Origin of the sequence: Rhizobium sp. LjRoot30 (assembly GCF_964253915.1) — a bacterium.
Lineage (GTDB): Bacteria > Pseudomonadota > Alphaproteobacteria > Rhizobiales > Rhizobiaceae > Metarhizobium.
Genome location: NZ_CAXUSG020000005.1, coordinates 99,953 through 117,774, shown reverse-complemented (window position 1 = coordinate 117,774; position 17,822 = coordinate 99,953). Strand labels below are relative to the sequence as shown.

The 17,822-nt window shown below is 59.2% G+C and carries 23 protein-coding genes; 1 reads left to right on the top strand and 22 read right to left on the bottom strand.

The window, feature by feature from the left end; all coding sequences use genetic code 11:
* Positions 1-3 precede the first annotated feature (3 nt).
* From rplF to rpsL, 21 genes are all read right to left on the bottom strand, one after another.
* The gene (gene rplF, locus ACSQ3I_RS12345) at positions 4-537 is read right to left on the bottom strand and encodes a 50S ribosomal protein L6 (protein WP_435999242.1); all 534 of its coding nucleotides are present in this window, start codon (positions 535-537) and stop codon (positions 4-6) included.
* 44 nt (positions 538-581) lie between these two features.
* A complete protein-coding gene (gene rpsH, locus ACSQ3I_RS12340; RefSeq protein ID WP_435999240.1) occupies positions 582-980 on the bottom strand; it encodes a 30S ribosomal protein S8 in 399 nt (132 codons plus the stop codon).
* A 12-nt stretch (positions 981-992) separates the two neighbouring features.
* Positions 993-1,298 (bottom strand): 30S ribosomal protein S14, encoded by a 306-nt coding sequence (gene rpsN / locus ACSQ3I_RS12335; protein WP_109459239.1) that lies wholly within the window; start codon positions 1,296-1,298, stop codon positions 993-995.
* Positions 1,299-1,330: 32 nt separating this feature from the next.
* Positions 1,331-1,888, bottom strand: a complete 558-nt coding sequence (rplE, locus tag ACSQ3I_RS12330; protein WP_435999238.1) for a 50S ribosomal protein L5 — start codon at positions 1,886-1,888, stop codon at positions 1,331-1,333.
* A complete protein-coding gene (gene rplX / locus ACSQ3I_RS12325) occupies positions 1,881-2,189 on the bottom strand; it encodes a 50S ribosomal protein L24 (RefSeq protein WP_435999236.1) in 309 nt (102 codons plus the stop codon). Before rplX ends, rplE begins: the two co-directional genes overlap by 8 nt.
* Before the next feature lie 12 nt (positions 2,190-2,201).
* Positions 2,202-2,570, bottom strand: coding sequence for a 50S ribosomal protein L14 (gene rplN / locus ACSQ3I_RS12320; protein WP_007770138.1), 369 nt, complete (start codon positions 2,568-2,570; stop codon positions 2,202-2,204).
* Positions 2,571-2,803: 233 nt separating this feature from the next.
* On the bottom strand, positions 2,804-3,040 hold the full coding sequence (rpsQ, locus tag ACSQ3I_RS12315) for a 30S ribosomal protein S17 (protein WP_435999233.1): 237 nt from the start codon (positions 3,038-3,040) through the stop codon (positions 2,804-2,806).
* Positions 3,041-3,051: 11 nt separating this feature from the next.
* Positions 3,052-3,252 carry a 50S ribosomal protein L29 gene (gene rpmC, locus ACSQ3I_RS12310; protein ID WP_109459242.1) on the bottom strand — a complete coding sequence of 67 codons (201 nt, stop codon included), beginning with the start codon at positions 3,250-3,252 and terminating at the stop codon, positions 3,052-3,054.
* 11 nt (positions 3,253-3,263) lie between these two features.
* Positions 3,264-3,677 carry a 50S ribosomal protein L16 gene (gene rplP, locus ACSQ3I_RS12305; protein WP_003573792.1) on the bottom strand — a complete coding sequence of 138 codons (414 nt, stop codon included), beginning with the start codon at positions 3,675-3,677 and terminating at the stop codon, positions 3,264-3,266.
* Positions 3,678-3,714: 37 nt separating this feature from the next.
* Positions 3,715-4,452 (bottom strand): 30S ribosomal protein S3, encoded by a 738-nt coding sequence (rpsC, locus tag ACSQ3I_RS12300; protein ID WP_109459243.1) that lies wholly within the window; start codon positions 4,450-4,452, stop codon positions 3,715-3,717.
* Positions 4,452-4,841 carry a 50S ribosomal protein L22 gene (gene rplV / locus ACSQ3I_RS12295; RefSeq protein WP_435999228.1) on the bottom strand — a complete coding sequence of 130 codons (390 nt, stop codon included), beginning with the start codon at positions 4,839-4,841 and terminating at the stop codon, positions 4,452-4,454. The genes rpsC and rplV overlap by 1 nt, the downstream gene beginning before the upstream one ends.
* A gap of 2 nt (positions 4,842-4,843) precedes the next feature.
* Positions 4,844-5,122 carry a 30S ribosomal protein S19 gene (gene rpsS / locus ACSQ3I_RS12290; protein ID WP_028735901.1) on the bottom strand — a complete coding sequence of 93 codons (279 nt, stop codon included), beginning with the start codon at positions 5,120-5,122 and terminating at the stop codon, positions 4,844-4,846.
* A gap of 15 nt (positions 5,123-5,137) precedes the next feature.
* Entirely contained in the window at positions 5,138-5,974 is an 837-nt protein-coding gene (gene rplB, locus ACSQ3I_RS12285; RefSeq protein WP_109459245.1) for a 50S ribosomal protein L2, read from the bottom strand.
* Positions 5,975-5,985: 11 nt separating this feature from the next.
* Positions 5,986-6,279: a 50S ribosomal protein L23 gene (locus ACSQ3I_RS12280; RefSeq protein WP_435999226.1), complete on the bottom strand. Its 294-nt coding sequence runs from the start codon at positions 6,277-6,279 to the stop codon at positions 5,986-5,988.
* Entirely contained in the window at positions 6,276-6,896 is a 621-nt protein-coding gene (gene rplD / locus ACSQ3I_RS12275) for a 50S ribosomal protein L4 (protein ID WP_435999224.1), read from the bottom strand. Before rplD ends, ACSQ3I_RS12280 begins: the two co-directional genes overlap by 4 nt.
* Positions 6,897-6,908: 12 nt before the next feature.
* Entirely contained in the window at positions 6,909-7,550 is a 642-nt protein-coding gene (rplC, locus tag ACSQ3I_RS12270; protein ID WP_435999222.1) for a 50S ribosomal protein L3, read from the bottom strand.
* Positions 7,551-7,722: 172 nt separating this feature from the next.
* Complete coding sequence (gene rpsJ, locus ACSQ3I_RS12265; RefSeq protein WP_003507767.1) at positions 7,723-8,031, bottom strand: 30S ribosomal protein S10; 309 nt, start codon at positions 8,029-8,031, stop codon at positions 7,723-7,725.
* Positions 8,032-8,322: 291 nt separating this feature from the next.
* Complete coding sequence (gene tuf, locus ACSQ3I_RS12260; protein WP_435999180.1) at positions 8,323-9,498, bottom strand: elongation factor Tu; 1,176 nt, start codon at positions 9,496-9,498, stop codon at positions 8,323-8,325.
* A 72-nt stretch (positions 9,499-9,570) separates the two neighbouring features.
* Complete coding sequence (fusA, locus tag ACSQ3I_RS12255; protein ID WP_435999207.1) at positions 9,571-11,670, bottom strand: elongation factor G; 2,100 nt, start codon at positions 11,668-11,670, stop codon at positions 9,571-9,573.
* Between the two features lie 30 nt (positions 11,671-11,700).
* Positions 11,701-12,171, bottom strand: a complete 471-nt coding sequence (rpsG, locus tag ACSQ3I_RS12250; protein ID WP_109459251.1) for a 30S ribosomal protein S7 — start codon at positions 12,169-12,171, stop codon at positions 11,701-11,703.
* 78 nt (positions 12,172-12,249) lie between these two features.
* Positions 12,250-12,621 (bottom strand): 30S ribosomal protein S12, encoded by a 372-nt coding sequence (rpsL, locus tag ACSQ3I_RS12245; protein WP_003547537.1) that lies wholly within the window; start codon positions 12,619-12,621, stop codon positions 12,250-12,252.
* A gap of 507 nt (positions 12,622-13,128) precedes the next feature.
* Between rpsL and ACSQ3I_RS12240 the strand changes: the two genes are divergently transcribed.
* Entirely contained in the window at positions 13,129-13,422 is a 294-nt protein-coding gene (locus ACSQ3I_RS12240; RefSeq protein ID WP_435999199.1) for a transcriptional regulator, read from the top strand.
* 80 nt (positions 13,423-13,502) lie between these two features.
* Here the strand turns inward: ACSQ3I_RS12240 and rpoC are convergent, their stop codons facing one another.
* A complete protein-coding gene (gene rpoC / locus ACSQ3I_RS12235; RefSeq protein ID WP_435999197.1) occupies positions 13,503-17,711 on the bottom strand; it encodes a DNA-directed RNA polymerase subunit beta' in 4,209 nt (1,402 codons plus the stop codon).
* Between the last annotated feature and the right edge of the window lie 111 nt (positions 17,712-17,822).

The window sequence follows — 17,822 nt, the reverse complement described above, 5'->3', positions numbered from 1 at the left end:
TCCTTACTTCTTCTTGCCTTCTTTGCGGACAATCCGCTCTTCCGCGTACTTGACGCCCTTGCCCTTGTAGGGCTCGGGGCCGCGGTATTCGCGAATTTCGGCCGCAACCTGGCCAACCTGCTGCTTGTTGATGCCGGAAATGATGATTTCCGTCGGCTTCGGCACAGCAATGGTGATGCCGACCGGCGGCTCATACACCACGTCGTGGGAGAAACCGAGTGCCAGCTGCAGGTTCTTGCCCTGGAGAGACGCGCGGTAACCGACGCCGTTGATTTCAAGCTTGCGCTCGAAGCCGTCCTTGACACCCTTGAAGATGTTCTCGACCATCGTGCGGGACATGCCCCACTTGGAACGAGCACCCTTGGTTTCGTTCGCCGGCTTGACAACAACAGCGTTGTCTTCCAGCTTCACGGTGATGTCGTCATTCGCGACGAAAAACAGTTCGCCCTTAGGGCCCTTAGCAGTCACCTTCTGGCCATCAACAGTGGCCGTGATCCCTGCAGGAACCTGAACGGGCTTCTTACCGATACGAGACATTTTTCAATCCTGTCTGTTCGCTATGGAGAGATCCCTGCCCTGTCTTAGAAGACAGAGCAAAGAACCTCGCCGCCAACGTTCTGTTCGCGAGCCTGGTGATCGGCCATCACGCCCTTCGGAGTCGAAAGGATGGTGATGCCGAGGCCGTTCGCGACCTGCGGAATGGACTTGACCGAGACATAAACCCGGCGGCCCGGCTTGGAGACGCGGCCGATCTCACGGATCACGGACGCACCTTCATAATACTTCAGTTCGATTTCCAGCTCGGTCTTGCCGTTGTCGAAGACGACTTCGGAATAACCGCGGATGTAGCCTTCGGCCTGCAGGACATCGAGAACGCGCGCGCGGAGCTTAGAAGCCGGGGTGGATACCGAGTTCTTGCGGCGGGCAGCGCCGTTACGGATACGGGTGAGCATATCGCCCAAAGGATCAGTCATAGTCATGTGCCCGTCTCCTTACCAGCTCGACTTGACAATGCCCGGAACCTTGCCGGTATTGCCCAGTTCGCGCAATGCAATACGCGACATCTTCAGCTTGCGATAAAACGCACGCGGACGACCGGTCACTTCGCAACGGTTGCGAATGCGGGTCTTCGATCCGTCACGCGGCAGTTCTGCCAGCTTCAGGGTTGCCTTGAACCGGTCTTCGATCGGAAGAGACTGGTTCATGATGATCGCCTTCAGGGCGGCCCGCTTGGAGGCCTGGCCTGCGACGATCTTGCGGCGGCGCTTGTTCTTTTCGACTGCGCTTGTCTTCGCCATATCGAGTTCCTTTTCTACGCTCGTCGTTACGGTTACGTACGGAACGGGAAGTTGAACTCTTTCAGGAGAGCCCGTGCTTCGTCGTCCGTCTTTGCCGTCGTGCAAACGATGATGTCCATGCCCCACATCTGATCAACCTTGTCGTAGTTGATCTCCGGGAACACAATGTGCTCCTTGATGCCCATGGCGAAGTTGCCACGGCCGTCGAAGGACTTCGGATTCAGGCCGCGGAAGTCGCGAACGCGCGGCAGCGCGATGTTGACCAGGCGATCCACGAATTCATACATGCGGGCGCCGCGCAGGGTGACCTTCGCGCCAATCGGCATGTGCTCGCGGACCTTGAAGCCAGCGATAGAGTTGCGTGCCTTGGTGATAACCGGCTTCTGGCCAGCAATCGCAGCAAGATCGGCAGCAGCAACGGACGGCTTCTTCGAATCAGCCGTGGCTTCGCCAACACCCATGTTGATCACGATCTTCTCAAGCTTCGGGATCTGCATCTCGTTTGCGAACGAGAACTGCTCCTGCAGGGCAGCGCGAATGCGAGAGACGTATTCCGTCTTGAGCCGCGGCTCATACTTTGTCTCAGCCATCGATCACTTCTCCCGAACGCTTGGCCACACGGACCTTCTTGCCTTCGATCACCTGGAAGCCAACGCGGGTCGGCTTGCCATCCTTGTCGGCAACCGCGAGGTTCGACAGGTGGATCGAGGCTTCTTTGTTGATGATGCCGGCTTCCTGCGTCTGCGTCTGGCGCTGGTGGCGCTTCACGACGTTGACGCCGCGGACGACCGCACGGTCTTCCTTCGGCATAACCTGGATAACTTCGCCGGTGCGGCCCTTGTCCTTGCCGGCCAATACGACGACCTTGTCGCCCTTACGAATCTTTTGCATCGCCATCGCTCCTTACAGTACTTCCGGAGCCAGCGAGATGATCTTCATGTGGTTCTTGGCGCGAAGTTCGCGCGGAACCGGTCCGAAGATACGGGTGCCGATCGGCTCTTTCTTGTTGTCGATAAGAACAGCTGCGTTGTTATCGAAACGGATGACGCTGCCGTCCGGACGACGGATGTCCTTGGCGGTGCGCACGACAACCGCCTTCATCACGTCACCCTTCTTGACGCGGCCGCGCGGGATCGCTTCCTTGATCGAGACGACGATGATATCGCCGATCGAAGCGTACTTGCGCTTGGAGCCGCCCAGCACCTTGATGCACATGACACGACGTGCGCCGGAATTATCCGCCACGTCGAGGTTTGTTTGCATCTGAATCATGTCAGGTCGCCTTCTTGTTGTTACCGGACCGGTTGGGCACGCCTCGCGACAGCCCCCTGTTCCAGCTTATGAAATTCTCTAATTCTCGCGCGGGATCGATCGTGCCAGGGTGGTTTCCCAACGGGACCTTCCGTGCGCATTAAAGCAAAAGACGCCCGCGAACGAGCGTCCTTGCGCTGCTTCATACAGAATTTCGCGCCAGAAGCAAGGCCTCGGGCGCGAAACTTCTGAAATTAAGCGTGGGAGGCTACGACCGTCCAGCGCTTGTCCTTGGAGATCGGCGCGCATTCCTCGATGGAAACGATGTCGCCGGTCTTGTACTGGTTGTTTTCGTCGTGCGCCTTGTACTTCTTGGAGCGACGGACGGTCTTCTGGAGCAGCGGGTGAGCGAATCGGCGCTCGACCCGGACCACGACGGTCTTGTCGTTCTTGTCGCTGACGACGACGCCCTGCAGAATGCGTTTCGGCATATTGTTCTTCCTTAGGCCTTGGCTTCTGCCGCCTTCTGGCGGGCAATGGTTTTGATTCGCGCGATGTCCTTGCGGACTTCGTTGATGCGAGAGGACTTTTCGAGCTGGCCCGTGGCCTGCTGGAAGCGCAGGTTGAACTGCTCTTTCTTCAGCTTGGCAAGCTCGTCCTTGAGCTGATCGGCGCTAAACGCCCGAACGTCGGATGCTTTCATGGTCTCAATCCTCACTCTGCGATGCGCTGTACGAAGCGCGTCTTGACCGAGAGCTTGGCAGAGCCCAGGCGAAGTGCCTCACGGGCGATTTCTTCGCTTACGCCATCGATCTCAAACATCATACGACCAGGCTTGACCTTGCAAGCCCAGTATTCGACGGAACCCTTACCCTTACCCATACGAACTTCGGTCGGCTTCGCCGTGACCGGAACGTCAGGGAACACGCGGATCCAGACTCGGCCCGCGCGCTTCATGTAGCGGGTGATCGCGCGGCGAGCCGCTTCGATCTCGCGGGCATTGACGCGGTTCGGTTCCTGCGCCTTGAGGCCGAATTCGCCGAACGCCAGGTCAGAGCCACCCTTGGCAACGCCCTTGATGCGGCCCTTGAACTGCTTGCGGTACTTGGTACGCTTTGGCTGCAACATTTTCTTATTCTCCGAACTTATCTTTCGCCAACGCTAATCAAGCGTTTTCGCGACGACGATCGCGGTCGCGATCCCGGTCACGATCTCTGCCACCGGAACCCTGCGCATCACCTTCGAGCGCGCGGCGCTCGGAAGCCATCGGGTCGTGCTCAAGGATTTCGCCCTTGAAGATCCAGACCTTGATGCCGCAGATACCGAAAGCGGTTTCAGCTTCGGCCGTACCGTAGTCGATGTCGGCGCGCAGCGTATGCAGCGGCACGCGACCTTCACGGTACCATTCCGTACGAGCGATTTCCGCACCGCCGAGACGGCCGGCGCAGGTGATCTTGATGCCTTCGGCACCGAGACGCATGGCCGACTGAACGGCGCGCTTCATGGCGCGGCGGAAAGCCACGCGGCGCTCGAGCTGCTGGGCGATCGACTGGGCGACGAGCGTCGAGTCGATTTCCGGCTTGCGCACTTCAACGATGTTGAGGTGCGTTTCCGAATTGGTCATCTCGGAAAGCTTCTTGCGAAGCTTCTCGATGTCGGCGCCCTTCTTGCCGATGATCAGGCCCGGACGAGCCGAGTGGATCGTGACGCGGCACTTCTTGTGCGGACGCTCGATGACCACCTTGGCGATACCGGCCTGCTTCAGCTCTTCCATCAGGTAAGCGCGGATCTTCAGGTCTTCGTGCAACAGCTGGCCGTATTCGGCGTTGTCGGCGAACCAACGGCTGTCCCAGGTACGGTTAATGCCGAGGCGGAAACCGATCGGATTGATTTTCTGACCCATTATGCGGCCTCCCCGGCTGCTTCGACTTCGCGAACGACGATCGTCAGATGCGCGAACGGCTTTTCGACGCGCGATGCGCGGCCACGACCACGAGCGTGGAAACGCTTCATGACGATGGACTTGCCGACATAGGCTTCCGCGACGATCAGCGAGTCAACGTCGAGATCGTGGTTGTTTTCAGCATTCGCGATGGCCGATTCAAGAGTCTTCTTGACGGTGCCGGCGATCCGCTTGCGCGAAAATTCCAGCTCTGCGAGTGCACGGTCAACCTTCTTGCCGCGGATCAGCGCGGCAACCAGGTTGAGCTTCTGGGGGCTGACGCGGATCGTGCGCGCAACAGCCTGCGCTTCATTATCCTTCAGCCGGCGTTCGGCTTTAGCCTTGCCCATAATTACTTCCTCTTCGCCTTCTTGTCCGCACCGTGACCGTAATAGGTCCGGGTCGGAGAGAATTCGCCAAACTTGTGACCGACCATGTCTTCGTTGACACTGACCGGAACGTGCTTGCTGCCGTTGTAGACGCCGAAGGTGAGACCGACGAACTGCGGCAGGATCGTGGAGCGACGGCTCCAGATCTTGATTACTTCGCTGCGACCGCCTTCACGAACCTTCTCAGCCTTCTTGAGAAGATAGCCGTCAACAAACGGGCCTTTCCATACTGAACGAGCCATTCCTGACTACCTCTCTTACTTCTTGCGCTGGTGGCGCGAACGCATGATGAACTTGTCGGTCGACTTGTTCGAACGAGTCCGCTTGCCCTTGGTCGGCTTGCCCCACGGGGTAACCGGATGACGGCCACCGGAGGTGCGGCCTTCACCACCGCCGTGCGGATGGTCGACCGGGTTCATGACGACGCCGCGAACGTGCGGACGCTTGCCACGCCATACGGAGCGACCGGCCTTGCCGTCGTTGATGTTGCCGTGGTCCGGGTTCGAAACGGCACCGATGGAAGCAAGGCAGGAGCCGTGCACCAGGCGCTGTTCGCCGGAGTTGAGACGAAGGATCGCCATGCCCTGGTCACGACCGACGAGCTGGGCGTAGGTGCCTGCCGAACGAGCGATCTGACCGCCCTTGCCCGGCTTCATCTCGACGTTGTGAACGATGGAGCCGACCGGGATGTACTGCAGGGGCATGGTGTTGCCCGGCTTCACGTCGACGGCCTTGTCCGAAGCGATGACCTTGTCGCCGGCAGCGAGACGCTGCGGAGCGATGATGTAGGCCTGTTCGCCGTCGGCATAGTTCACCAGCGCGATGAATGCGGTACGGTTCGGGTCGTATTCCAGACGCTCGACGGTGCCTTCGATGTCGAACTTGCGACGCTTGAAGTCAACGAGACGGTAGGTACGCTTGTGACCACCACCCTGGAAACGGACGGTGATGCGGCCGAGGTTGTTACGGCCGCCCTTCTTGGAGAGACCCTCGGTGAGCGTCTTGACCGGCTTGCCCTTCCACAGGCCCGACCGGTCGACGATAACCAGCTGACGCTGGCTCGGGGTCGTCGGATTAAAAGTCTTCAATGCCATTTTCTTAACCCTCAGAGGCCGGTGGACACGTCAATCGACTGACCTTCGGCCAGCGTGACGATCGCCTTCTTGACGTCCTTGGTCCGACCAGGGATGCCGCGGAAACGCTTGGTCTTGCCCTTGCGGACGAGCGTGTTGACAGCCTTGACCTTGACGCCGAAGAGCGCTTCGACGGCAGCCTTGATTTCAGGCTTCGTCGCAGTCTTGGCAACGTTGAACACAACCTGGTTATGATCGGAAACCAGCGTCGACTTTTCGGTGATCGACGGGGTGACGATCACATCATAGTGGCGAAGATCCGTCATTTGAACCGCTCCTCCAGAGCTTCGACTGCAGCCTTGGAAAGCACGAGCTTGCCGCAACGCAGGATATCGTAAACATTGATGCCCTGGATCGGCAGAACATCGATGTTCGGGATGTTCCGGGCAGCGAGCTTGAAGTTGTTGTCCAACTCCGCGCCACCGATAAAGAGGGCGTTGGTGAGGCCAAGCGATGCGAAAGCACCGGACAGAGCCTTGGTCTTGGCTTCCGAAGCAACCAGCTGGTCGAGGACGATGACGTCTTCGGACTTCAGCTTGGCCGACAGGGCGTGACGCAGGGCGAGAGCGCGAACCTTCTTGGGAAGGTCGTGTTCGTGGCTGCGGGAAACCGGGCCGTGAGCCTTGGCACCGCCGCGGAACTGCGGAGCACGAGCGGAGTGATGGCGGGCGCGGCCCGTACCCTTCTGCTTGTACATCTTGGCGCCGGTGCGGGAAACTTCGCCGCGAGTCTGCGACTGGTGCGTACCCTGCTGCTTCTTGGCAAGCTGCCAGCGAATCATGCGAGCGAGGATATCTTCGCGGGGTTCGAGACCGAAGATGGCATCCGAAATGGAAACCGTACCGGCGTCTTTGCCCTCAAGTGTTTTGACGTTCAATTCCATCGGTATGGCTCCTTACTTCGCGGCCGCTTTGACGGCATCACGAACGACGATCCAGGAACCCTTGGAACCCGGTACTGCGCCCTTGACGAGAATCAGGCCACGCTCGCCGTCGGTCGAAACGACCTCGAGGTTCTGCGTCGTCACGCGGGTCTGGCCCATGTGACCAGCCATGCGCTTGCCCTTCCAGACACGACCCGGATCCTGGTTGGAACCGGTCGAACCGTGCGAGCGGTGCGATACGGAAACACCGTGCGTCGCACGCAGACCGCCGAAGTTGTGACGCTTGATGGCGCCCGCAAAACCCTTACCGATCGTGGTACCGGTCACGTCGACCAGCTGGCCGGCGGCAAAATGATCTGCCTTCAGCTCGGTGCCGATGTCGATCAGATTGTCTTCGGAAACGCGGAACTCGACCATCTTGGCCTTGGGCTCAACGCTCGCTGCGGCGAACTGGCCACGCAGGGCCTTCGTCGTATTCTTTACTTTTGCCTGGCCTGCACCAAGCTGCACGGCCGTGTAGCCGTTCTTGTCGGCGGTGCGCTGAGCAACCACCTGGCAGTTTTCCAAGCGCAGTACCGTTACCGGGATATGCTCGCCGGCGTCGTTATAGACCCGGGTCATTCCCACTTTCTGTGCAATCACACCTGAACGCATAGGTTCAATCCTCTTGAGAGTCGCGTCGGGATCGAAAAGATCCCTGCCCGCCTCCTTGTTTAAGGATTCCGCTAGAGTCCTCACGGACTTTCGGGTTTCCCGTTTCGAGAAGTCGTTGGCAGCAACTGCCACGTACCTTCCTTGTTATTTCGGCTCTCGCCGGAATTTCTGCTTAGAGCTTGATCTCGACATCAACGCCGGCAGCAAGGTCGAGCTTCATCAGCGCATCGACGGTCTGCGGGGTCGGATCAACGATATCCAGGAGACGCTTGTGCGTGCGCATCTCGAACTGTTCGCGGCTCTTCTTGTCAACGTGGGGGGAGCGGTTGACAGTGAACTTTTCAATCCGCGTAGGAAGCGGCACCGGACCACGGACCGAAGCGCCCGTGCGCTTGGCCGTCGAAACGATTTCCCGCGTGGAGGCATCAAGAATCCGGTGATCAAACGCCTTGAGGCGGATACGGATATTCTGGCCGTTCATTCGAGTTATCCTTGTTATCGTTGTTAAGCGAACACCCCGTGGGGCCGTTCGTCGTTCGTTTCCGGGTGCTGATGCTTCAAAGAACACAAAGAGCAAATCGCTCTCTGTCCGTTTCTGCAATTCGACCCGCACATATACGGATTTGACGTCCGATACAATGACCGAACGCCTACGAAAGCGAATTTTTTCGCTTTCGTTAATTCGAGAGGCTCAAGTCTTCAAAACCCAAGCTTCGACCAGCAATTATTCAAGCAAGCGCGGCCTTGAAGACCGCGCTTGCAAGTGTGTCAATTACTCGACGATCGAGGCAACGATGCCAGCGCCGACGGTACGGCCGCCTTCGCGGATAGCGAAGCGCAGCTTTTCTTCCATCGCGATCGGAACGATCAGCTCAACGGCAACCGTGACGTTGTCGCCAGGCATAACCATTTCCGTGCCTTCCGGCAGCGAGACGATGCCCGTCACGTCCGTCGTACGGAAGTAGAACTGCGGACGGTAGTTGGTGAAGAACGGCGTATGACGGCCGCCTTCTTCCTTCGTCAGGATGTAGGCTTCTGCCATGAACTTCTTGTGCGGCTTGACCGAACCCGGCTTGCACAGGATCTGACCACGCTCGACGCCGTCACGGGTGACGCCGCGAACCAGTGCACCGATGTTGTCGCCAGCCTGGCCCTGGTCGAGCAGCTTGCGGAACATTTCAACGCCGGTCACCGTCGTCTTCGACGTCGCGCGGATGCCGACGATCTCGACTTCTTCACCAACCTTGACGATACCACGCTCGACGCGGCCCGTAACAACCGTACCGCGGCCCGAGATCGAGAACACGTCTTCGATCGGCATCAGGAACGGCTGGTCGATCGGACGCTCAGGCGTCGGGATGTAGGAGTCAACGGCAGCCATCAGCTCGCGGATCGCGTCTTCGCCGATCTTCTTGTCCGAATCTTCGAGAGCGGCCAGAGCCGAACCCTTGACGATCGGGATATCGTCGCCCGGGAAGTCGTAGGACGACAGAAGTTCGCGAACTTCCAGCTCGACGAGCTCGAGAAGCTCGGCGTCGTCAACCTGGTCGACCTTGTTGAGGAACACGACGATCGCCGGAACGCCAACCTGGCGGGCGAGCAGGATGTGTTCGCGCGTCTGCGGCATCGGGCCGTCAGCAGCCGAGCAGACCAGGATCGCGCCGTCCATCTGTGCGGCACCGGTGATCATGTTCTTGACGTAGTCGGCGTGGCCGGGGCAGTCAACGTGCGCATAGTGACGGTTCGGCGTCTCGTATTCGACGTGTGCCGTCGAGATCGTGATGCCGCGAGCCTTTTCTTCAGGGGCCGCATCGATCTGGTCGTAGGCCTTGAACTCGCCGAAGTACTTCGTGATCGCCGCCGTCAGCGACGTCTTGCCGTGGTCAACGTGGCCGATCGTACCGATGTTGACGTGCGGCTTGTTGCGCTCAAACTTACTCTTTGCCATTTTCGGCTCTCCGTTTTCTTAGTCCCCCGTGAAGGGGGTTATCTCTGTTTCTTTCAGAAGCCCGAGGGCCGATTACTTCTGGCCGGAATACTTGGCCTGGATTTCCGTGGCAACGTTCGACGGGACCGGCGAATAGTGATCGAAGGTCATCGAATACTGTGCACGGCCCTGCGACATGGAGCGCAGGTTATCCACGTACTTGAACATGTTGGCGAGCGGAACGTGCGCGTTGATGACAACGGCCACGCCACGCGATTCCTGACCCTGGATCTGACCACGACGGGAGTTGAGGTCACCGATCACGTCACCGACGTAATCTTCCGGGGTCACGACTTCCACCTTCATCATCGGCTCGAGAAGCTGTGCACCAGCCTTCTTGGCCGCTTCACGGAAGCAGGCGCGCGAGGCGATTTCGAAGGCGAGGACCGACGAGTCGACGTCGTGGAATGCGCCGTCGATCAGGGTGGCCTTGACGCCGAGCATCGGGAAGCCCGCGAGCGGACCAGAGCTCAGAACGCTTTCAATACCCTTCTGAACGCCCGGGATGTATTCCTTCGGAACAGCACCGCCGACGATCTTGGATTCGAAGACGAAATCTTCGCCATCCGGGTTCGGTTCGAACACCAGCTTGACGCGGGCGAACTGACCGGTACCACCCGACTGCTTCTTATGGGTGTAGTCTTCTTCGTGCTTCTTCGTGATGGTTTCACGGTAAGCAACCTGCGGAGCACCGACGTTGGCTTCGACCTTGAATTCGCGACGCATACGGTCGACGATGATGTCGAGGTGAAGTTCGCCCATGCCAGCGATGATCGTCTGGCCGGATTCCTGGTCGGTCTTGACGCGGAAGGACGGGTCTTCGGCAGCCAGACGGTTGAGCGCGAGGCCCATCTTTTCCTGGTCGCCCTTGGACTTCGGCTCGATCGCGATCTGGATGACCGGCTCGGGGAATTCCATGCGCTCAAGGATAACCGGCTTCAGCGGATCGCAGAGCGTGTCACCCGTGGTGGTTTCCTTCAGGCCTGCCAGAGCAACGATGTCGCCTGCAAAGGCTTCTTCGATGTCTTCGCGGCTGTTGGAGTGCATCTGCAGCATGCGGCCGACGCGCTCGCGCTTGTCCTTGACCGTGTTCATGACAGACGAGCCCTTTTCGAGCTTGCCGGAATAGATACGAGCGAAGGTCAGCGAACCGACGAAGGGGTCGTTCATGATCTTGAACGCGAGCATGGAAAGCGGCTCGGCGTCGTCAGCGTGACGCTCGATTTCGGCTTCCGTCTTCGCATCGATACCCTTGATCGCCGGAATGTCGAGCGGCGACGGCAGGTAGTCGACAACGGCGTCGAGCAGCGGCTGAACGCCCTTGTTCTTGAAGGCGGTGCCGCAGAACATCGGGTGGAACTTCACTTCGATCGTACCGCGACGCACGAGCGCACGGATCTGATCGTTGTCGGGAAGGTTGCCTTCCAGGTAGGCTTCGGTCGCGGCTTCGTCGATCTCGACAACCGTCTCGATCAGCTTTTCGCGGTATTCTTCAGCCTTGGCCTTCAGGTCTTCCGGAATTTCGACGACGTCCCACTGTGCGCCGAGCGATTCGTCGCGCCAGACGAGAGCGTTCATCTCGATCAGGTCGACAACGCCCTTGAATTCGGTTTCGGCACCGATCGGGAGCTGCATGACGACTGCGGTGGCGCCGAGACGGGTCTTGATCATCTCTACCGAACGGTAGAAGTCAGCACCGGTCTTGTCCATCTTGTTGCAGAAGATCATCCGCGGGACGTTGTACTTTTCAGCCTGGCGCCAGACGGTTTCCGTCTGCGGCTCGACGCCGGCGTTGGCGTCGAGGAGAGCGATGGCGCCGTCGAGCACGCGCAGCGAACGCTCGACTTCGATGGTGAAGTCGACGTGGCCGGGGGTGTCGATGATGTTGAAGCGACGAGCCTTGCCGTCACGGCCCTTCCAGAAGGTCGTGGTGGCAGCAGAGGTGATCGTGATGCCACGCTCCTGCTCCTGCTCCATCCAGTCCATCGTGGCTGCGCCGTCGTGCACTTCGCCGATCTTGTGCGACTTACCGGTGTAGTACAGGATACGTTCGGTGGTCGTGGTCTTGCCGGCGTCGATGTGCGCCATGATACCGAAATTGCGGTAGTCTTCGATTTTGTATTCGCGAGCCATTGTGGACTGCCTTTCAAAAATTTCCGTCGATTACCAGCGATAGTGCGAGAATGCGCGGTTCGCGTCGGCCATCTTGTGGGTGTCTTCGCGCTTCTTGACGGCGCTGCCACGGTTGTTGGCGGCATCCATGAGCTCGCCGGACAGGCGATCGACCATGGTGGTTTCGTTGCGCTTGCGGGCAGCCGTGATCAACCAGCGGATGGCCAGAGCCTGACGGCGCTCCGGACGAACATCGACGGGAACCTGGTAGGTCGCACCACCAACGCGGCGCGAACGGACTTCAACGTGCGGCGCAATATTGTCGAGCGCGCTGTGGAAGATGCCGAGGGGTTCCTGCTTGGTCTTGGACTGAACCGCATCGAAGGCACCGTAAACGATGCTTTCAGCAACCGACTTCTTGCCGTGAAGCATGATGGCGTTCATGAACTTGGTAACAACGAGATCACCGAACTTCGGGTCCGGATTGATTTCGCGCTTTTCTGCACTGTGACGACGGGACATACGACTTGTCTCTCAATAGTTAAGGCGCCTTACCACGCGGAGTACCTCGCGCGGCGCCGAATTCAAAAAAACCGAAGATTACTTCGGACGCTTCGCACCGTACTTCGAACGGCGCTGCTTGCGGTTCTTGACGCCCTGGGTGTCGAGAACGCCGCGGATGATGTGGTAGCGAACGCCCGGCAAGTCCTTGACGCGGCCGCCGCGGATCATGACCACGGAGTGTTCCTGAAGGTTGTGACCTTCGCCCGGAATATAACCGATGACTTCAAAGCCGTTGGTCAGGCGGATCTTTGCAACCTTACGAAGTGCCGAGTTCGGCTTCTTCGGGGTCGTCGTGTAGACGCGGGTGCAAACGCCGCGCTTCTGCGGATTTTCCTGAAGGGCAGGAACCTTGTTGCGCTTTACGTTCGCCTGGCGCGGCTTGCGGATCAGCTGGTTTACGGTAGGCATATAACCATCCCTTGCAAAACTTATCTCTAGAACCCTTCCGGGCTCCACTCTAGCCGTTTCCGGCGGTGACCACACGCTTCTCTCATGCGCAAAACGTGGCCCGATCCGCCGTCAACGGATGAACCACAATAAGGGCAGAGGACGCACTTCGTGGTGCGTCTTGCGTGCAGCATTTGTATTCAACGTGCGTATGAAACCTTGTTTGAGGTATACTTCAGGACGCGTCGCCCCGAAAAGCCATGCCTCACATGGGTTTCGATGTGCGGCGTACTACTGTTTTAACCCCGTCTCGTCAAGGCCATTCGCGAACAATCTCGCTTTTGGACCTCCGGAAGCCCTGTTCCACAAGGCTTCTCCGCACCACCGTCGACAAAACGCCAACGCCGCGCAATATGTTTTATGCATATGCTGCATTTGCGTTTAAATATTTCTCAATCACCTCGCCCCCTGCGGCCAGACGCGGGATTCTCGATTCGCCTCTTCGATTCGCCATAAAAGGAAAATGGTATGGTTACTCTCCCCGACAACGACAACAACAGCGATGACCCGATGGTCTTCATCATCATCGGCAAGGCCTATGAACAGGACGGTGGCGAGGGTATCGACCTGCATATCATGCTGCGGGCACCTGACGACGATTCCGCCGTGCGGGAAGCACTCAACGCCTTGTCCGAGGAAGGTTTCCTCGAGGCGGATCTCGACCAGATCGGCACGATCACCGAAGCCCCCGTCGATGAGCCGCATGCCTCCGCCTACCAGGGCGCCCTTGAAGGCGAGGTCGCGATCATCCGCTTCGGCTGAACCGCCCTCACCTGCCGCAAACGAACAAAGCCGCCCGGATCGCTCCGGGCGGCTTTTTTGTCTGAAGACTGTCCGGCCGATTATTCGGCCGGAGTGTTCTCGCCTGCGAGGTCCTGCAGCATCGGCGTGGCGACGGCAACGCCGGAACCCTTCTTGCGCTCTTCGAGGATGAGCTCGTCGCGCGAGGTGGCGATGCGGCGGATCTGCGTCATGGTGCCGCCGGTACCAGCCGGGATCAGGCGGCCGACGATGACGTTTTCCTTGAGGCCCTGCAGCGTGTCGGTCTTGCCGGCGATCGCAGCTTCCGTGAGAACCTTGGTGGTTTCCTGGAAGGATGCGGCCGAAATGAACGACGGGGTCTGCAGCGACGCCTTGGTGATGCCGAGCAGGACAGGGTCGCCGTAGGCCGGCTTCTTGCCCAGTTCGATCAGGCGGTCGTTGTTGTCCTCGAGTTCGATGCGATCGACGTTGTCGCCCACGATGTAGTGCGAGTCGCCGGCATCGGTGATTTCCACCTTCTGCAGCATCTGGCGCACGATGACTTCGATGTGCTTGTCGTTGATCACAACGCCCTGCAGACGGTAGACTTCCTGGATTTCGTTCACGAGGTAGGAAGCGAGTGCCTCCACGCCCTTGATCGCCAGGATGTCGTGCGGTGCCGGGTTACCGTCGAGGATGTAGTCACCCTTTTCGATGTAGTCGCCATCCTGAAGATGGAAGGGCTTGCCCTTCGGGATCAGGTATTCGACCGGCTCGACACCGTCTTCCGAAGGCTCGATGAGAACGCGACGCTTGTTCTTGTAGTCGCGGCCGAAGCGGATCGTACCATCGATCTCAGCGATGATGGCGTGGTCCTTCGGACGACGAGCTTCGAACAGTTCGGCAACACGCGGCAGACCACCGGTGATGTCCTTGGTCTTGGCGCTTTCCAGCGGCGAACGGGCAAGAACGTCAGCCTGGCTGACCTTGGTGCCCGGCTCGACCGAGAGGATCGCATCGACCGAGAGCAGGAAGCGAGCTTCGCCGCCGCGCGCCAGCTTGGCAACGGCGCCGTTCTTGTCCTTGATCACGATGGCCGGCTTCAGGTCCGAACCGCGCGGGGTCGAGCGCCAGTCGATAACCTGACGCTTGGTGATGCCGGTGGATTCGTCGGTCGCTTCGAGAACGGAGATGCCGTCGACGACATCTTCGAATTCGACCGTACCTTCGACTTCCGTCATCATCGGACGGGTGTACGGGTCCCACTCGGCGAGGCGCTGGCCGCGCTTCACCTTGTCGCCGTCGTCGACATGGATCTTCGAACCGTAGGCAACGCGCTGCGACGAGCGCTCGACACCACGCTCGTCGAGGATGGTGATCGCCATCGAACGACCCATGGCAACCAGAACGCCATCCGAGTTGCGCAGCATGTTGCGGTTCTTCATCTGCACCGTACCTTCGTACGACGCTTCGAGGAACGAGGAGTCAACCACAGTTGCCGTACCGCCAAGGTGGAAGGTACGCATGGTGAGCTGGGTGCCCGGTTCGCCGATCGACTGTGCAGCGATAACACCGACTGCTTCGCCCATGTTCACCGGGGTACCGCGTGCAAGGTCGCGACCATAGCAGACGCCGCAAACGCCGGTCTGGACTTCGCAGGTCAGAGCCGAGCGGATACGGATCGACTGGATACCGGCCTTCTCGATTTCGATGACATCGGGCTCGAGGATCATGCGGCCGGCATCGACGATGCGCTCACCCGTCAACGGATGATCGATATCGTCCAGTGCCGTACGGCCCAGAACACGCACGCCGATGGACGCAACGACCTGACCGGCATCGACGATCGCCGTCATGGTGAGGCCCTTGTCGGTGCCGCAATCCACGAGGTTGACGATGCAATCCTGCGCGACGTCGACAAGACGGCGGGTCAGGTAACCGGAGTTGGCGGTCTTCAAGGCGGTGTCTGCCAGACCCTTACGGGCACCGTGGGTCGAGTTGAAGTACTCGTTAACGGTCAGGCCTTCCTTGAAGTTCGAGATGATCGGCGTCTCGATGATTTCACCCGACGGCTTGGCCATCAGGCCGCGCATGCCGCCCAGCTGGCGCATCTGGTTCGGCGAACCACGGGCACCCGAGTGGGACATCATGTAGATGGCGTTCATCGGCTTCTGGCGATTGGTGGCAGGATCGAACTCGACGGCCTTAATGCGGGCCATCATGTCTTCCGCGACCTTTTCCGTCGCCTTGCCCCAGGCGTCGACGACCTTGTTGTACTTTTCGCCCTGAGTGATCAGGCCGTCATTGTACTGCTGTTCGTATTCCTTCACCAGGCTTTCGGTGTCACCGACGATCTTCGCCTTGGTTTCCGGAATGACCATGTCGTCCTTGCCGAACGAAATGCCGGCGCGGCAGGCATGGGCAAAGCCGAGCTGCATGATGCGGTCGCAGAAAATCACCGTGTCCTTCTGGCCGCAGTGACGGTAAACCGTGTCGATCATCTTGGAGATGTTCTTCTTGGTCATTTCCTGGTTGCAGGTGTCGAACGGCACCTTGAAGTTCTTCGGCAGCAGTTCGCCGATGAGCATACGACCAGGCGTCGTCTCATAGATCTTCGAAACCGGATTGCCATCCTCGTCAACGGTCTTGAAACGACCCTTGATCTTGGAGTGCAGCGTCACGACCTTGTTTTCAAGCGCGTGGTGCAGTTCGCCGATGTCGGAGAAGGCCATGCCTTCGCCCGGCTCGTTCTGGTTCAGGATCGAGAGGTAGTACAGGCCGAGAACCATGTCCTGCGACGGAACGATGATCGGTGCACCGTTGGCCGGATGCAGGATGTTGTTCGTCGACATCATCAGAACGCGGGCTTCGAGCTGGGCTTCGAGCGACAGCGGCACGTGAACGGCCATCTGGTCACCATCGAAGTCGGCGTTGAAGGCCGTGCAGACGAGCGGATGCAGCTGGATAGCCTTGCCTTCGACCAGCATCGGTTCGAAGGCCTGGATGCCCAGGCGGTGCAACGTCGGAGCGCGGTTCAACAGAACCGGATGCTCGCGGATGACCTCGTCGAGGATATCCCAGACTTCCGGCTTCTCTTTTTCAACGAGCTTCTTGGCCTGCTTGACGGTCGAGGAGTAACCCTTGGCGTCGAGGCGGGCGTAGATGAACGGCTTGAACAGTTCGAGCGCCATCTTCTTCGGCAGGCCGCACTGGTGCAGCTTCAGCTCCGGACCGGTCACGATGACCGAACGGCCGGAATAGTCGACGCGCTTGCCGAGCAGGTTCTGGCGGAAGCGGCCCTGCTTGCCCTTGAGCATGTCGGACAGCGACTTCAACGGACGCTTGTTGGCGCCGGTGATGACGCGGCCGCGACGGCCGTTGTCGAACAACGCGTCCACAGATTCCTGCAGCATGCGCTTTTCGTTGCGGATGATGATGCCCGGAGCGCGCAGTTCGATCAGGCGCTTCAGACGGTTGTTACGGTTGATGACGCGGCGGTACAGATCGTTCAGGTCCGACGTCGCGAAACGGCCGCCGTCGAGCGGAACCAGCGGGCGCAGGTCCGGCGGGATGACCGGGACGACCTTCATGATCATCCATTCCGGGCGGTTGCCGGATTCCATGAAGTTCTCGACGATCTTCAGGCGCTTCATCAGCTTCTTCTGCTTGAGGTCCGACGTGGTGTCGGCAAGCTCGGAGCGCAGGTCGCCAGCGATCTTCTCGAGGTTCATCGAGGCCAGCATCTCGAAGATGGCTTCGGCACCGATCATCGCCGTGAACTGGTCTTCACCATATTCATCGACGGCGATCATGTATTCTTCTTCGGAAAGAAGCTGGTTTTCCTTCAGCGCGGTGAGGCCCGGCTCGGTGACGATGTAGTTCTCGAAGTAGAGAACACGCTCGACATCCTTCAGCGTCATGTCGAGCAGCGTGGAGATGCGGCTCGGCAGCGACTTCAGGAACCAGATGTGGGCAACGGGTGCTGCGAGCTCGATATGGCCCATGCGCTCGCGGCGAACGCGCGACAGCGTCACTTCGACGCCGCACTTTTCGCAGATGATGCCCTTGTACTTCATGCGCTTGTACTTGCCGCACAGGCACTCGTAGTCCTTGATGGGACCGAAGATGCGCGCGCAGAAGAGACCGTCGCGTTCCGGCTTGAACGTGCGGTAGTTGATCGTTTCCGGCTTCTTGATCTCACCGTACGACCAGGAAAGAATCTTCTCCGGCGACGCGATCGAGATCCGGATGGAATCGAAGGTCTGCGCAGGCACCTGCGGATTGAAAAGATTCATGACCTCTTGGTTCATGCCTGTCTCCTTATGGGGCGAAGACGCCCTCGGCTTGCGTTCAGGTCCGGCAATTCCCGGGAACCGGCCCAACGCTTAAAACAAGAATAACCGCTAAATGCGGCGAAATTT

Excerpts from the sequence above, each read along its gene's own strand:
- rplF (WP_435999242.1), bottom strand. The coding sequence starts at position 537 with ATGTCTCGTATCGGTAAGAAGCCCGTTCAGGTTCCTGCAGGGATCACG.
- rpsH (WP_435999240.1), bottom strand. The coding sequence starts at position 980 with ATGACTATGACTGATCCTTTGGGCGATATGCTCACCCGTATCCGTAAC.
- rpsN (WP_109459239.1), bottom strand. The coding sequence starts at position 1,298 with ATGGCGAAGACAAGCGCAGTCGAAAAGAACAAGCGCCGCCGCAAGATC.
- rplE (WP_435999238.1), bottom strand. The coding sequence starts at position 1,888 with ATGGCTGAGACAAAGTATGAGCCGCGGCTCAAGACGGAATACGTCTCT.
- rplX (WP_435999236.1), bottom strand. The coding sequence starts at position 2,189 with ATGCAAAAGATTCGTAAGGGCGACAAGGTCGTCGTATTGGCCGGCAAG.
- rplN (WP_007770138.1), bottom strand. The coding sequence starts at position 2,570 with ATGATTCAGATGCAAACAAACCTCGACGTGGCGGATAATTCCGGCGCA.
- rpsQ (WP_435999233.1), bottom strand. The coding sequence starts at position 3,040 with ATGCCGAAACGCATTCTGCAGGGCGTCGTCGTCAGCGACAAGAACGAC.
- rpmC (WP_109459242.1), bottom strand. The coding sequence starts at position 3,252 with ATGAAAGCATCCGACGTTCGGGCGTTTAGCGCCGATCAGCTCAAGGAC.
- rplP (WP_003573792.1), bottom strand. The coding sequence starts at position 3,677 with ATGTTGCAGCCAAAGCGTACCAAGTACCGCAAGCAGTTCAAGGGCCGC.
- rpsC (WP_109459243.1), bottom strand. The coding sequence starts at position 4,452 with ATGGGTCAGAAAATCAATCCGATCGGTTTCCGCCTCGGCATTAACCGT.
- rplV (WP_435999228.1), bottom strand. The coding sequence starts at position 4,841 with ATGGGCAAGGCTAAAGCCGAACGCCGGCTGAAGGATAATGAAGCGCAG.
- rpsS (WP_028735901.1), bottom strand. The coding sequence starts at position 5,122 with ATGGCTCGTTCAGTATGGAAAGGCCCGTTTGTTGACGGCTATCTTCTC.
- rplB (WP_109459245.1), bottom strand. The coding sequence starts at position 5,974 with ATGGCATTGAAGACTTTTAATCCGACGACCCCGAGCCAGCGTCAGCTG.
- ACSQ3I_RS12280 (WP_435999226.1), bottom strand. The coding sequence starts at position 6,279 with ATGACGGATCTTCGCCACTATGATGTGATCGTCACCCCGTCGATCACC.
- rplD (WP_435999224.1), bottom strand. The coding sequence starts at position 6,896 with ATGGAATTGAACGTCAAAACACTTGAGGGCAAAGACGCCGGTACGGTT.
- rplC (WP_435999222.1), bottom strand. The coding sequence starts at position 7,550 with ATGCGTTCAGGTGTGATTGCACAGAAAGTGGGAATGACCCGGGTCTAT.
- rpsJ (WP_003507767.1), bottom strand. The coding sequence starts at position 8,031 with ATGAACGGCCAGAATATCCGTATCCGCCTCAAGGCGTTTGATCACCGG.
- tuf (WP_435999180.1), bottom strand. The coding sequence starts at position 9,498 with ATGGCAAAGAGTAAGTTTGAGCGCAACAAGCCGCACGTCAACATCGGT.
- fusA (WP_435999207.1), bottom strand. The coding sequence starts at position 11,670 with ATGGCTCGCGAATACAAAATCGAAGACTACCGCAATTTCGGTATCATG.
- rpsG (WP_109459251.1), bottom strand. The coding sequence starts at position 12,171 with ATGTCCCGTCGTCACAGTGCAGAAAAGCGCGAAATCAATCCGGACCCG.
- rpsL (WP_003547537.1), bottom strand. The coding sequence starts at position 12,621 with ATGCCTACCGTAAACCAGCTGATCCGCAAGCCGCGCCAGGCGAACGTA.
- ACSQ3I_RS12240 (WP_435999199.1), top strand. The coding sequence starts at position 13,129 with ATGGTTACTCTCCCCGACAACGACAACAACAGCGATGACCCGATGGTC.
- rpoC (WP_435999197.1), bottom strand. The coding sequence starts at position 17,711 with ATGAACCAAGAGGTCATGAATCTTTTCAATCCGCAGGTGCCTGCGCAG.